Source organism: Bacillus sp. CCNWLW194, from assembly GCF_037120585.1.
Taxonomy (GTDB): domain Bacteria; phylum Bacillota; class Bacilli; order Bacillales; family Bacillaceae_G; genus Bacillus_A; species Bacillus_A basilensis.
The window spans coordinates 156815-171754 of record NZ_JBBBBL010000002.1; the positions used below are offsets into that span (position 1 = coordinate 156815).

A 14940-nucleotide genomic window follows, 5' to 3' on the forward strand; every position below is an offset into this window, starting at 1 on the left:
TTACCCCCACATTCAAGAATATAAAACTATACCTATTAATTCACATTCTTTCCTCTTTATGTCCGCTATTACTTTTTGCACAGTACGCAGGGAATCTTTTCTCTTTTTAACTGCTAAGACCACTCCATCGCATTTCCCTGTAATAATGTGCGTGGCAGGAAGCTCAAATACTTCAGAGGAATACAAGAAAATGTAATCAAAATCTTCTTTCCACCTCTCAATTGCACGATCAAATTCATCCATAGCAACTAAAGTCGTTCCAGTGTGTACTGTTTTTTTTGCAGGAATACAATATAAGTATTTAGATAAATTACTAGAAAAGGATTCGTAACTACAGGTGGAATCGCTTATTATATCATTCACTGTTTTCGTATGATTGCTTTGTAATAGTAGATGTAGTTTAGGATCAGAAAAATTCACGTCGATAAGTAACACCTTTTTTTTCATTTCCGCAAATACTAGCCCCATATTTACTATAAGCGAAGCAACAACACCTCTATCCTTCGTTGAACTAACTGCGAACACTTGTTTTCCCGATTTTTTCAACTCGTGATACACAGTATAAAACTGCTCTTTCATTAGAGCATCATGCGGATTAAATGGCAGCTGTTTCTTTGTCTTAAACATCGACATGTTCACCTCGATATATAGATGATTGCGGATCAACTTCTGTAGATTTCTTTTTTCTTTTCGGTTTCATATTTATGTGACCAATAACAGAGACTTTTGTTATTTTCTCTAAATCCTGTTCCTCGTATATACGTTCATCAAAATAATCTCGAAATACCGCTAAACCTACCCCAACAAAAAAACTAACAATTAAAGAGATAGGAATGATAAGTTGAAATTTCGGAAACAACTTTTCAGCTTTTTCTTGTAACTCAGGATCAGTTAATATTTTTATCCCCTGTACATTCGTATACTGTTGAAAGCTTTTTTGAGATTGTTCTGCCAATGACTTTACAATTTCCTTCACGATTTTAGGGTCCGAATCTTTTACTGTAACAGTAACAATTTGTGAATTGTCCATATTCACCACTGAAATTTTTTGTGCTAACTCATAACTTGATTGCTCTAATTTCAAAGTTTTTTTGACTGTTGAAATAATAAGCGGACTTTTTAAAATATCAACATACGAAGTTACGAGCTGCTTATTTTCTTGTGTTTTATTCACTGCATTTTCCTTATTAAACCCATCTAAATTCCCAACAAGAATTTGCGTTGAATATTGATATGAAGGCTTTAATACATACATAGAGATCAAAATTAAAGAGATAGTTAAACAGCACATCGTCAAAATGATTGTTACTATCCTTCTTTTCAATAACTGTTGAAAATCTTTCATACTAATTTCTTGCTTCAATTATTTCACCGCCTTTGTTTGAATGGCATCCTGCAACTCACTTTCTACAGATAGTCCTTTCTTTTCTAAATTCGATTGCTTTGTTACATACTTTCCGATCCTGAATGCAAATTTTTCTACAAACAAATAAGAAATCATCGCAAGTATAAACGAAAGAATAAGCGAAAAAATTAAAACAAGAGATAACGGGAATATTTCATGGAGCATGTACATAAGGGAAAATAAAGATATGATATGGTATAAATAAAGACTGTAAGAAATCTTCCCCAAATATAACAAGTATTTATTACGCAGCAAGGATGACAAAGTTGATACTGACAAACTTAATATGACAAATAAACACGCACTTATCGCTACTACGTAGTCTCGAAATATAAAATTATTGAGCAATTTAATTTCTCCAATAAGCCCTTCATACATATAAAGTAAAATCGCAAATAAAAACCATGCAATTTTCTCATTTTTAGTACGATTACTATAAAAAACTATTAAATTATTTTTATACTTCGCAATTAGTGCTCCTAGTAAAAACAGCACCGTGTAATGTGGCGTTAATACATAGCTTGTTAATGTTAAACTCGAGCGAAATAAAAATAATATCACGACAGAGCATATACTAAAACTAAACAATGATAATAATGAACACATCAACGTTTTTCGTAAACAAACCATCAAAACTAACGGGAATATTATTGATATTCGCATTTCATGGACAAGTGACCAAATTACGCCGTTATATGCATCTGTATTATATTTCCCAACCAATAAAATATGTTGCGCTATTAGGCTTAAAGAACCTTCAATCGTCCATGAGCGATTAAACCATTCACTTAAATTAGAAATACCATATTTACTCATTGTAGTTTGGCATAAAATAGCTATAATTATTGCTACGATATATGGAATATATATTCTGCATATACGCTTTACAACAAATGACCTATAGCTATCGTAGTTTTTTTGAATGGATGTATACAAAACAAATCCACTCAAAACAAAAAAGATAATAACAGATTCGTTACCACTACTAAAAATTAGACGAGCAGGCGTTTCTTTTAATAGATAAATAACAAATGGTTTATTATCTTCATAGCTATAATTTTGAAATACTGAAAAAATCATTAAATGATGGCCAATCATTACTACCAATGAAGAAATCCCTCTAATTGAATCCAGTTCTTCATACCTATCCATCGCTTTACATCAACTCCTACTGAAATGATAATAATCATTTCGAAGCGACACCATTATTCATATTCCTCTCCTTTCTTTTCATTCCAATTTTCATTTTAAAGCGATTTTATAGCATAAATTTGAATGTATTGTAACATTTTTTGTAATATTATGAATAGCGAATCTTAAAAATTGGCATATACCAATTTCAACCTCGAAAAATGAGTAATATTGATAGAAAAACACTATAAAAATATCTTGCATATTTACATAAATCAAGAGAGGAATAACGTTTTTTCAATATAAAATAAAAAAGATAGCCTTGTAAGGCTATCTTTTTTATTTTATTTAATTACTGGCACCACTATATGCTACATGTCGTTTCTCAATTCGTTCCTCAATTTCTTTCATATTTTCTTTATTATTTAATAGTGATTGTTTATTTTCAATTAATAATTGTTTAAAAGACTTTCTCACTTTTTTTCTCATTTTCATTGTCCTCCTTGGGGGATGGTTTATATAAAAGATAAAGAATTATCTGGTTGTTCTTATAATAATTGATTGTTGTGAATTCTATTTGAACTTCATATGAAAATTCCACTTATTTTCTGACAACTTTGTGAACACGAAAAAAAGATCCTCCTACAATCATTTTGAAGTCGATTCATTTGATTATATAAATTGCTAACTTCATCATCTTATATCGATTTATCTTGTCGAAATATTTATATATTTCAAGCTAAGTCCCCTATACTTTCACTTACTAACATACTGTTTTCGAAACAAAAAAGAAGGTGTCACCTAGTCAACGTTCGACTCATGCAACATCCCTCTTACCAAACTATTTATAGCATATTGATTAATATTTCAGGTCTTCCCCAATTCATTTCTTCACATACGAATCGTAGTTTTTCTTCGTTCATTGTGTGTAATCCTTCTTCTAATGAACATGAAATAGGAACTTCACAATGAATTTGTGCTAATTGTAATGAAATATTTAAATTCTCTAAATCACTTTCAATCTTCGTACGCTGTGCTTTCGTTAACGATGATACATTTTCTAGTACGGTTGCTACTGTCCCATGCTCTTGAATAAGCTTGTACGCTGTTTTTTCACCAATACCTTTTACACCTGGATAATTATCACTCGTATCGCCCATGAAAGCTTTCGCATGCACGATTTGCCAAGGTTCTACACCTTTTTCTTCCATAATTTTCTCTGGTGTGTAATATTCGTAATTTCCAATTCCTTTGCGCAAAAGCATAACTGTAACGTTCTTATCGACAAGCTGAAGTAAATCCGTATCACCTGTTAAAATATAAACTTCCGCTTCATTACAATATTGTTTTGCAAGCGTACCGATACAATCATCCGCTTCATACCCTTTCATACCGATGACTGGAATTGATAATTTCGCAGTCATTTCTTGTACTAAATCAAATTGCGGAATTAATTCTTCAGGCGGCGCTGCACGATTCGCTTTATAATTTGAGAACGATTCTGTTCTAAATGTCGTACTTCCCATATCCCAGCATGTTACGATGTGTGTCGGTTCAATTGCTTGCATAGCTGTTAATAAATGTTTCATATAACCATGAATCCCGTTTGTAGGGGTACCATCTTGTCGTTTCATAAATTGTCCGTAGACACTTGTTGCATAAAAAGCACGAAATAATAGTGCCATACCATCAACTAATAATACTTTTTTCATAATCCCTCTCCTACTAAAAAAAAATAATAACCCCACGTCATCACGTAAGGTTATATAAATAGATTACCATTCTACGTTTTTTCAACTTTGTCTATTATACATTGTTTTTGTATATTTAGCATCATTTACACATTAAGACGTTCTACTACAACAAGTATGAAGAATTCCTGAATACGTATTTTTCCCAGTTGAAACAACTACAGCCTTTGCATTTCCACCAACAATATACGTCCCTTTGAAACATACGTTTTCAAGTTCAAGTGGATTATAATCTTTCATTCGTTTTAAAGGAATAAATCGTTTGCGCTCAAGATGATAGCAGCTTTCAAATTTTTCAATACTTACATCGTTTCCTGTTAGCACAGCTTCATTTACTAATAAATCATTCGCATAAATGATACGTACATCTGCTGGTACTGTATCACCTTCTGAAAGAAAAATCATATCGCCAGGAACAAGCTCTTGTACTGGCAAATTCATCATTTTCAATTCACCATTTAAACCTGTTATACTAGAACATTCTACTCGAGACACAGTAATTTTCTCACATTGTAATCCATCACGCACATGTTGTTTTGACAGACCTGGGATCATTCCAGTTAGCTTCATCATTACTTCCGCAATACGCGCTCTTTTTGAAGTTAATTCATTTCGGCCGTATAATTGAATACGTTTTTGTGCCTCTTTCATAGATAATCCGTCTCTTGTTGTTTTAAAATACGCAAATACAGATTTTACATCTCTCGTTGCGATTTCAATTAATAAATCTTTATTTTTTTGAAGCATTGTTTGTTCTTTCATTGATTTTTTACTTAATTTATATGACGTGTTACCCACAGTTTTGTTTGCATATAACATATTATCGTCTCCTCCATTACAACATAGGAAGAAACGCTTTGTTTCTCAATTTATCCACTTTACTGTGAAAGTGTCTAGCGCTTAAACATACATATAAACGCTACATGATGATAAATATAGAGGGAGGAACAAGTCGTTTCCTGCCTACATCATATATTTTTGATTTGAAGTATATGGGTAACGGAACCGAGTCAGAATTTGACATGCTCCTCACCTCCTCGTTTAATTTTATAGTTTATACTATGAAATTACTCATAGCTTGGTAACAAAAAGACCCTTACTCCGAAAAGAGTAAAGGCCATTACATACACAAATAAACGATTCCTAATACAATTAGAAATCTACGGACCTCTCCCTCGCCGAGTTTTAGCACTGTATAGCATAGGTACGTTACCAGCTACGTTAAGAAAAACCTTAATTCGATCATTCCTGTTGACCCATTGGCGTCTCTCGACATTTTTGGGCAGTAGCATTTCTCTATACAGGAGCCTCACCTAACAGAGACTTATTTTATTACATAGAAAATGTTACTCTTATTTAAAATAGATGTCAACACTTTGAATGGAATCTTTTCCTTATTAAAACAACTCCCTCTCATATACACACTATTTCTCTTTCTACTCATTAAATGAATCAAACACACATTTCAAAATTAGTAAAAATAAAAACCTTACGTTTAAACGTAAGGTTTTTAATAAGTTATACAACCAGCAATTACAATCCCAATTGAAAGCGATAAAAACATAAGAAAAAGACCGACTGCTTGATTATCTTCTTCGAGACTTTTATTTATATTAAAGCGTGGTGTAAGCAACTCAGCTAAATAAAAGACGATAATTTGAGCAAAAATCCCAACTGCTCCCCACGAAACCATATCAAGAAGTGAAATGGAATTTGCTGCTGTCGAATATAATACAATAGCTAACCCAAGTAATCGCCCTCCAAGTACATAGCTTACCGCCTTATTTCCTTGGGCCATTAGCTTAAATTCTTTTACTTTCGTTGTCACTTCCATTAGAAAAAGACCAATGCATAAAAGGCCAAGTGTTACTGCTAAATATAATAAAAAATTAATCATATACTTTCCTCCTTTTTTATACCTACTGGTAAATAGTACGATTCATTCCCCGTAATTTTTTCCCCTGCACGAATACCGATACTACTCGCTTTTCCGGCAATTAAAAACGAACCAAACACATACGACAGTTTCTCCATCCCTTTTTCTGTTTCCAAGGATACGACTGGCAGTATTGTATACTTTTGAAAAATCGGCAGTGACGCCTTATACGTTTGATATGCATTTTGAAGCATAATATGTTCGTCCTTATCACGAATGGTAATTGTGTCTCCTTCTCTACCAAATGAAGGCTTTTGAACGAAAGAATCTTTTCCTAAAAATAAATCTGGTTCTAAGTATGTAGGTAACATATATTCTTTAATCCACTGTTGTTCCTCATTTGTATAAAAGGCCTCTTCTTCTGCTAATCCCCAAATAAGACACTGAACTGATTTAGGCTGAAGTAAAAATGCTGACAATGGATTGATTATAAAAAGCTTTCCGGCTTTTACAAGTTCCAACAGTTCCACACCTACCAAATCTCCTGTTTCAGGATCTTGATCCTCAATTAAATCTTCTATCGGATATGTTTGGCGATATAACACATCAATCTGTACCCCATCCCTATCCACTAAAGCATCTTTTGTAATTCTAAGTTCTGACATTGGCACCACTTTATTTTCAACATGGCATAATTGACTCAAATACACAGTCGTATTCCAATCCTCAACATGTTCATGATGTGCTGTAAAAACAACATTTGGGTTGTCTATTCCCTTTGTCGCTTCCGTAACGGCTTTTGTAACACCAGAAGATAGTAGCCGTTCTTGATCCGAGTTTGGATCATCATAGCCTAGTTGCTCGCAAACTTTCCCATTCATTTGAAAGCATTCCATAATAAAAGTTGGTGTATCACTATTAAATTCGAGCATTTTAATTTGGTTACCATCTGTTAAAACGAAATCAAACCGCGAAATAACAGATTCAGGATATAATCCTTTCATTCTAATGAACGATAAGCTTGCAGGAGGAAACCCGAGTTCAATAAGCTGTTCGTCGCTTAAATTGCGCAGAAGTCTAGCAGTCTTAAAAAATATTTTCCCCATTCGTTCAGTTGCTAACTGTAATTGTTTCATAGTCTCATTTGTTATAGAGAAAACATGAAACAAACTATATTCACATTCATATAAATCCGACCAAAAATTCGGATATTTCGAATAAAATTCTTTTCGATCCCTTATGTATTGCGACATATTTTAGCCCCCAAATCCTCCCTTTGAACCGCTTCCAATTCCACCTTTAAATTCCGCAGACGATTGATAAGATTTAAACGCCGATGAATTTTTGAAAGTGGATTTATTTTGATAGTATCTTCCACCATAGAAGTAATGCCCACGATATCCTGAACTACTATCATCACACTGCCATACCCCAAGTTCATCATCCCAATCCCAATCTGAACAACTATTATCATTCGGTTTTGGGGGAAGATCTTGCGCGCAGCCAAATAAAGTGCCAGTCATTAAAGACGTTACGACACCACCTACTAGCCATTTCGTTTTTGTCACCTTCGCACTCCCCTTTTTAAATTCTATTCCTATTATATAGGATAGCATGATAAAGTAGAAGAAAAAGGAAGAAGAGGGATAAAATGCGCTTAGAATATCGACTTAATGATGAAACGAAAGAGTATCCTGCTTTATGGAACTACGCAAATATTTCTAATTCTGAAATCATCGCACGCATGACTTGTGAATATTTTATAAAAGATAAAAATACATATGTTGTTACTGCAACTTCTGTAGATCCAGACGGAACAGCAGTTATATATATTCAAAAAGAAGAGTTTGCAAATGACCCTTCAGACCCGACATACTCCCACATCGGTTTTGAAGTTAGAGAACTAAGTGAAACGAGTTCAAGCATAATAGATAGTAAAGATGTATGGAACTATGAAGAGATTTTGCCATCTCTTCATTCAGATATTATCTATATTCAGCGCGACGGCATGCATATGGAGTTTACTTTAGATTCAAGAGAGATTGATGAAGACAGAAAGTGCTATATTTATTATGGAAACTTTACAGGTGAATCGAGATAACATGAATATATGTATGCAACAAAAAAACCTTACGTATAAAACGTAAGGTTTTTATTTAGCCCCACATATGCCGTTCTCTCTAGATGTCCATAAACCTGCTCTCACAGGTGGATGCTCTCACAAATGTTTGTAACTTCCTTCTTAAAAAGATGGCATGTTAGCTACATTTAAATATCGAACTTCCATATTAAACTTATTGGTTTAAGACATGCATAAGCTACGTACACCGTAGGAATTTTATATAATGTTAGTTGAAATAAGACCCCCGCACGTGCCGCTCCTCGTAAATGTCCAAAAACCCGCTACTCGCAGGTGGATGCCCTCACAGTTACCGTACATCTTCCTCCACAAGGAAGGCTTGATGATGGTCGCTAAATATTGAGCTTCCGTATAACTAACATCGGTTTTAGACATAAATAAGTTACGTACACCGCAGGATGTATTATTTACTTGTCGTTATATTATCACATTGTTTCCAATGTGTAAAATACAAAGTTTTTCGAGCAATCTCTTGCTTGTGTCCTTATTTTAATACAAATTATTTTTGCATGCAAGTGATTAATCTTCTTCTTTTGCAATTTGATTTTCTGGATAAGAAATCCAATCACTCCAGCTACCTGCATACAATTTAACATTTTGAAATCCAGCTAATTTTAATGCAAGGATATTTGGACATGCCGTAACACCAGAACCACAATATACAATTGTTTCCTTATCTTTCGAAAGATTTTGGAATCGTTCTTGTTGCTGAGCTTCATTCTTAAATTGTCCTGATTGTACAATTCCATCCTTCCAAAAATAGTTTACAGCTGTCGGAATATGTCCTGCTTTTGGATCAACAAGTTCCTCTATACCAGCATAACGTTTTGGTTCTCTAGAATCAATTAACGTAACATCTGCACCTGCATGAATATTCTCTCTAACCGTTTCCATCGTTACAAGCATATGATCTTGTATATTGGCTTTGAATGTTTTTCGTATAGCAATCGGAATTTCCGTTGTTATCGGTAGTCCATTCTCTTTCCAAGCTGGAAATCCGCCATCTAATATATATACTTTCTCATGTCCTACATAGTTTAATAACCACCATACACGAGAAGCATTTGCACCCGCTTGACTGTCATATGCAATTACTGTCGTATGTTCATCAATACCAGCTTGCGAAAGCTTGTCTGCAAACTCCTTAATGTTTGGCAACGGATGACGACCACCATGTTCTGTTATTGGACTTGATAAATCTAAATTTAAATCTAAATATAACGCATGAGGAATATGTTCTTCCTCATACTTTTCTCTACCCCAATTAGGATTCGCTAAATCAAAACGACAATCGATTATACGGACATTCTCATCTTCTATATGCTCACGTAACCATTCGACTGTAACTATCATCTTTAACGACCTTCTTTCTCTTGCAAACGACTTACATACTCCATAACCATTTCTTCTGTAACATATTTACGCTGTAGTGTAACACCATTTTTTGCAAGATCATTAATTTGCTTTGTTACAACATTAATGACATCAACCGAAAATTCTTTCCCATTTGACGCAAGAGATACGGCTGCTTCAATAGCTGCTTCACGCTGCGCATCTAATTGTAAACATGCTTTTACACTTTCATTTTGTTTACGAGAATGTGCTGTAATTGCTTTATGTACTTCCATCTTCTCTTCCCCCTAAATAAGTTATACGTTCTAATTCAATTCCATTGCAAGTCGAATCATATCTCGGCATACAATCCCATTTTCAATAATCTCTTCTTCATAATGCTTCGAAAAGTAATCAAAATCAATAGAAAAAATACGAAATCCACATTTTTGATAGAAAGCAAGTTGTGAAACACTAGAATTGCCTGTACCAACTTCAAGTTGTGACATACCATGTTCCTTAGCTGTTTCTACCGCATGCTTTAATAATTTCTTTCCAATACCTTTTCCTTGCATATGCTCTGCAACCGCAATATTCATAATTTCCATCGTCTTCGGTCTTGTTTCCAAAAGAACATATACACCGATAACACTCTCCTCTTGCTTAGCTACATATGTTAACCCTCTTTGTACATATGTATCAATTTGCTGGTCGCTTGGATCAGCAAGCAATAATAAAGGCTTCGGTATTGCTTCTTTCGAAATATACTCTATTACTACACCCATAAAAATTCCCCCTTCTCTATTGTTCTAAACCCTCCTTGTCTACCATAAGTAATAGAAAGGAGGGATTCATCATGGACAACAATGAGAAAAAATGCAACGTCATCTCTATTGATGGAAAGAAGAAGAAAAGCGACACGTATTCCTATCCAAAATTAGTAGTAGAAAACAAAACATATGAATTTTCTTCATTCGTCTTATGCGGTGAAACACCAGACGGCAGACGACTCGTTCTTACTCATATGATTTCTACCGATGAATTTGCTGGGTTTGTCAAATCTTTAGATACGGTACTACAAAAGAAAATTGAACGAATCTTTTTCTCATAACGACTATATCACATAAATTTCTTTTTCAATCTCTACTAACTGCTTTTGCAATTGTTCTTTACTTTGTTCATATAGTGATACATCAATTGTTTCAGCCAATGCAAATAATACACTTTCATAATAGTTCATCACATCTTGCTGCATCACTTTTTGGAATAGGTTCCATTTCAAATCCCACTCTTGCTTATAATGATGAACAAATAAATCTTTTTCATCAGCTACATAGTTTGATACGAATGGTTCTAATACAGCTTTAGCCTCTTCTTGCATGAAAGCTTTATCATTTTTTTCAAAAAAGCTTTTTTCATTTTTAAAATGTGCCAGTGCTTTTTTGAAATCTTTTATTTCAACTGAAGGGAACGGTTCTTTATGTGTAATATCTTTATATTCATAATCCACTGTTCCACTCATAGAAATTGATTCATTTTCTACTTTACAGTTCACCACAATTTCATTCTTTGCACGCTTCATCGCTTCATCTATCCATTTTTCAAGGCGTAACGACGTCGCACGCATTTCTTGTAATAAATCATGCTGAATAAATGCTACTAATTCCATAACGCACTGCTGCAACTGCACTTTCACATTTCCATCCGTTCGAAGCGATGCTGGATTAATAAATTCAGTAAACACATCGTTATAGCGTAGGAATAGACGTTGGTGTACATAATAAAGCAATTCTTTCACTTCATTTTGCATCGCCTGTTCTTCAGCAAGCACACTATATGATGAAATAATATGAAGTAGTTGATCACGCTCTGCTTCATATTTTTTCGTTTGCTTCTCTTTCTCTTCATTCCCCTGCTTTGCACCATTTATCATATTTACTAAAAGCTGATCTGCTCCCTGCAACGCACCATATAAAGCATGAACAGATACGAGCATTAAATCTCTCATCATAAAGGATGTAAATGATTCCTCAAACTTAGCAATCCCAGAGTTTTGTAAAATACCGTACTTCTCTTTTTCAATATTCTTTCCTTGTTTCTCTTCAAGCGCACATAAACTTGAAATTGCAAATAAACGCGGATTTCTAATACCGTATTGCAGTAGCTGGTCTGCGATATAACCTTTTACCATTTCAAGCTCATCTTCAGACTCTGCTAAATCGGCCGCATTAATTAAGAAGAACATTTTATCAAGAGCAAAAGTATCCTTTACACGACCAAGCTGAATTAAAAATTCACGGTCAGCACGAGAGAACACATGGTTATAATACGTTACAAATAAAATAGCATCTGCGTTTTTAATATACTGGAATGCAACGTCTGTATGGCGGGCGTTAATAGAATCTGCTCCAGGTGTATCTACAAGCGCTACTCCTTGCCTTGTTAAAGCACAATCATAATAAAGCTCCATATACTCAACAAAACACGATTTTTCTTCATTCGCTACATAATCAGAAAACTCTTCTAATGTAACTTGTACTTGCTTCCCTAAATATGCAGAAACCGTATCATACCCTTTTTGTACCGCTCGTAAAAAGCTAAATGTTGTTTTTTGCTTCCCAGTTGGTGAAGGATATTTCATAACTTTATCAATTTGTGCTAACGCTTCATCTAACGTCGTAATCTCATAATGAAACAGCTTGTAAACAGCTTTCATATCCTCTAATAGAGCTTGCTTTGATTTAAATTGAACCATTACTGTTCCATGTGGTTTTTCCTCTGTAACAGGCAAAATTTGATTAATCGTTGCCGTCGTCGGATTTGGTGATACTGGAAGTACCTTCTCACCAAGCAATGCATTGGCAAATGATGATTTCCCAGCACTAAAAGCTCCGAATAACGCTACTGTAAATTGTTTCGTTTCCACACGACGCCTTTTCTCTATTACCTCTTGCTGTACATGTTTCAGTGTAGACAATGGTTCTAATATCGTTTCAGCTTTCTTCACTTTCTCTAATATACGCTGAATATTTAAAGCTGCCGTTCCTTTTATCTCTTCTTCATGAGCTACTACGTTATCATTTACAATTTCCTGCTCTTGTAATGTGAATTTTTCACTAACAATTTGTTTTTCACTTTGCAATATGTCCTCTATTTGCAATCCTTCTGGCGTAGCAACACGCTCGTGCCAAATATTTTGCAAATAACTTTCATATGTCTCCAAATTGTTACTGTATTGTAATTTCGTTTCTTTTGCCGTTTGCAACATCGTATATGTTTCAATCTCTTCTTCAATACGAGCAACTGCTTCTTTCACCTTTTGCTTTAAAACGACCGCACTTTTATCAAAAATTTGCTGTGCTTTTATAAAATAACGCTTCTTTAGTTCATTCGCTACATCCGCTGTATAAAGAAGTAAGTAATCACCAGTAAAACCTGCGCCTTGTTTAATTACTTCAACCAACATTTCTGGTCCGAAAGCAATTTCTAAAGCATATATGTCTTTCCCAATTTCCTCTGTGAACAATCCTTCTTCTTTTAAGAAGGCAACAATAAATTCTTTCACATGAAAATCAAGTTGCGTTTCAACAGTCTTTTGTAAAGCAGAATAAAAAGCATCAACACGTCTCTGTTTTTCTTGCTCCGTCTTTCCTTTCGCAAATAGCAAACCGACCTTAAATTTTGTTAATTTCGTTTCTAAATACGCATTTGCCAATTCTCTCATTTCAAATGGCATTAAATACGCGTTATCTAATATAGCTTGTAAGCCTTTTATAAATTCATTTCTCACATGAGATTCTTTATCGGCCTCACGATTTTTATTTTCCGTTAGCTCTTCTTTTTTTTCAACTACTTCTGCAATGGAAAGTGGTGATGCCAACTCTTCCTCATATTTCAAAAGAGCTTTTTCATTTTCAGAAAGAATAAACGAGAAATGTTCCCCCATTAAATATTCTGTTTCTCTTTCCATTCCATCTCTTACATACTGCTCTTTTTCTTTCATAATAGAAGTAATTAATGTTTCTAAGCTTTCAATTTCATTATGTGGATGGTTCATCATTCGTAACGACGTATAATAAACGCCATCTACTTCAATATCCCAGTTAGAGAACGATTGTTGTACACTATCTTTATAATCCTCAAACGATAATTCATTTTCTTTATGTTTATCTATTTGATTTACAACGAGATAAACCGTTTTATTACGTTGTTTCAATTCTTTAACGAATTGCAAATTCACTTCCGATTGAACGTGATTGTAATCCATCATATAAAAAATCACATCTGCTAGATGCAGCGTTGATTCTGTCGCTAGTTGATGGGCATCATCTGTTGAATCAATCCCTGGTGTATCAACTAACATAACACCCTCAGGAATTGGCGCATCATTCCGATAAATATGAACACCAATTACCTCATCGCCATCTTTACAAATTTGCTTTAATTCTTCTGCTGAATATGCACCGTCATATTCGTACTGCTCTCCAGATTTAACTGTTACAACAACACGATCCATTCCTTTTTCAATTTTAACGACGTTAGCGCTTGTCGGAATTGGACTTGTCGGTAACAACTGCGCTTTATATAGATGATTCATCATCGTTGATTTTCCTGCAGAGAAGTGACCGCAGAACGCTATCATAAGCTGCTCTCGTTTATATTTTTGAATCACTTCAAACAACTTTAAGCTATTTTCTGCATCGCCGTGTTTTTGCCACTCTTCATAAAAACAAACAAGTTTTTTCATACCGTTTGTCTGTACTATGTTTGTCATCCCCTTGTTCCCCTTTATCCAAGATGTATATACTTTTCCCCGCTATTTGCGAGCTCATAATCAGTGAGAGATACACCTACCCATTGATTACAGTTTCACTTTACTATCATACTAAATTTTCAGCATATTCTCATTAAAAATAAAAAATCCCTTTCATTCTTTTTACAAATGAAAGGGATTTTATGTCATATTACTCATTTTGCTGTTCCTACTCCATTTAAAACATACTTTGCAATAACTGTATATACAGCAACTGTACCTGCTACTAATGCATATACCATACTCATACACCAACCTTTTTTGATAATGATTATCACTTTTGAATACATTTTATCATTAAAGAGAATCATTATCAACAATTTTCATAAAGAAAGCCCCTTATAAGAAGGAGCTTCACTGCCTGTTTTGAAGAAGGTTAAAACTTGTTGTGCATTCTTATTATATCTCATCTTACATAACTTAATAGTTAAAAAAAATGGAAATCCACCCTATCCCCCCCATCTTACATTTTGTATAATAAAAGGGAATTAC

At 34.2% G+C, this 14940-nt stretch carries 15 protein-coding genes, 2 other RNA genes and 1 riboswitch; of the genes, 2 read left to right on the plus strand and 15 right to left on the minus strand.

Translation table 11 applies throughout. From position 1 onward, the window contains the following. Positions 1-12 precede the first annotated feature (12 nt). The 9 genes from V7S50_RS04125 to V7S50_RS04165 all read right to left on the minus strand — a co-directional run bounded on the left by V7S50_RS04125 (position 13) and on the right by V7S50_RS04165 (position 7731). Positions 13-633 carry a CpsD/CapB family tyrosine-protein kinase gene (locus V7S50_RS04125; protein WP_242251239.1) on the minus strand — a complete coding sequence of 207 codons (621 nt, stop codon included), beginning with the start codon at positions 631-633 and terminating at the stop codon, positions 13-15. Then, positions 620-1363, minus strand: a complete 744-nt coding sequence (locus tag V7S50_RS04130; RefSeq protein WP_242251238.1) for a YveK family protein — start codon at positions 1361-1363, stop codon at positions 620-622. Before V7S50_RS04130 ends, V7S50_RS04125 begins: the two co-directional genes overlap by 14 nt. Next, positions 1364-2557, minus strand: coding sequence for an acyltransferase family protein (locus tag V7S50_RS04135; protein WP_242251237.1), 1194 nt, complete (start codon positions 2555-2557; stop codon positions 1364-1366). It lies immediately after the preceding gene. Between the two features lie 327 nt (positions 2558-2884). Continuing rightward, positions 2885-3025 (minus strand): FbpB family small basic protein, encoded by a 141-nt coding sequence (locus V7S50_RS04140; RefSeq protein WP_001228048.1) that lies wholly within the window; start codon positions 3023-3025, stop codon positions 2885-2887. Positions 3026-3381: 356 nt separating this feature from the next. Continuing rightward, the gene (locus V7S50_RS04145) at positions 3382-4248 is read right to left on the minus strand and encodes a 5'-3' exonuclease (protein ID WP_060630229.1); all 867 of its coding nucleotides are present in this window, start codon (positions 4246-4248) and stop codon (positions 3382-3384) included. 132 nt (positions 4249-4380) lie between these two features. After that, positions 4381-5106 (minus strand): P-type ATPase, encoded by a 726-nt coding sequence (locus V7S50_RS04150; protein WP_098555657.1) that lies wholly within the window; start codon positions 5104-5106, stop codon positions 4381-4383. 343 nt (positions 5107-5449) lie between these two features. Beyond that, a riboswitch (M-box (ykoK) riboswitch) is annotated at positions 5450-5615 on the minus strand. Between the two features lie 182 nt (positions 5616-5797). Continuing rightward, positions 5798-6184, minus strand: coding sequence for a DUF350 domain-containing protein (locus V7S50_RS04155; RefSeq protein ID WP_242251236.1), 387 nt, complete (start codon positions 6182-6184; stop codon positions 5798-5800). Continuing rightward, complete coding sequence (locus V7S50_RS04160) at positions 6181-7416, minus strand: glutathionylspermidine synthase family protein (RefSeq protein WP_242251235.1); 1236 nt, start codon at positions 7414-7416, stop codon at positions 6181-6183. The genes V7S50_RS04155 and V7S50_RS04160 overlap by 4 nt, the downstream gene beginning before the upstream one ends. 3 nt (positions 7417-7419) lie before the next feature. After that, positions 7420-7731 (minus strand): hypothetical protein, encoded by a 312-nt coding sequence (locus tag V7S50_RS04165; protein ID WP_000169030.1) that lies wholly within the window; start codon positions 7729-7731, stop codon positions 7420-7422. Between the two features lie 83 nt (positions 7732-7814). On the opposite strand from V7S50_RS04165, the gene V7S50_RS04170 reads away from it, so the two are divergent. Continuing rightward, a complete protein-coding gene (locus V7S50_RS04170) occupies positions 7815-8264 on the plus strand; it encodes a hypothetical protein (protein WP_242251234.1) in 450 nt (149 codons plus the stop codon). Between the two features lie 54 nt (positions 8265-8318). On the opposite strand, the gene ssrS (V7S50_RS04175) is transcribed toward V7S50_RS04170, so the two are convergent. The 5 genes from ssrS (V7S50_RS04175) to V7S50_RS04195 form a co-directional block, all read right to left on the minus strand. Further along, a non-coding RNA gene (ssrS, locus tag V7S50_RS04175) (6S RNA) lies at positions 8319-8502 on the minus strand. Positions 8503-8523: 21 nt separating this feature from the next. Continuing rightward, a non-coding RNA gene (gene ssrS, locus V7S50_RS04180) (6S RNA) lies at positions 8524-8706 on the minus strand. 116 nt (positions 8707-8822) lie between these two features. Beyond that, positions 8823-9656: a sulfurtransferase gene (locus tag V7S50_RS04185; RefSeq protein ID WP_336375971.1), complete on the minus strand. Its 834-nt coding sequence runs from the start codon at positions 9654-9656 to the stop codon at positions 8823-8825. A gap of 2 nt (positions 9657-9658) precedes the next feature. Beyond that, positions 9659-9931: a YpbS family protein gene (locus tag V7S50_RS04190; RefSeq protein WP_000451820.1), complete on the minus strand. Its 273-nt coding sequence runs from the start codon at positions 9929-9931 to the stop codon at positions 9659-9661. A gap of 30 nt (positions 9932-9961) precedes the next feature. Next, positions 9962-10420 (minus strand): GNAT family N-acetyltransferase, encoded by a 459-nt coding sequence (locus V7S50_RS04195; protein ID WP_242251232.1) that lies wholly within the window; start codon positions 10418-10420, stop codon positions 9962-9964. A 71-nt stretch (positions 10421-10491) separates the two neighbouring features. On the opposite strand from V7S50_RS04195, the gene V7S50_RS04200 reads away from it, so the two are divergent. Next, positions 10492-10746, plus strand: coding sequence for a DUF3931 domain-containing protein (locus tag V7S50_RS04200; RefSeq protein WP_000369740.1), 255 nt, complete (start codon positions 10492-10494; stop codon positions 10744-10746). A gap of 3 nt (positions 10747-10749) precedes the next feature. Here the strand turns inward: V7S50_RS04200 and V7S50_RS04205 are convergent, their stop codons facing one another. Beyond that, complete coding sequence (locus tag V7S50_RS04205) at positions 10750-14409, minus strand: dynamin family protein (protein WP_336375972.1); 3660 nt, start codon at positions 14407-14409, stop codon at positions 10750-10752. Positions 14410-14940 lie beyond the last annotated feature (531 nt).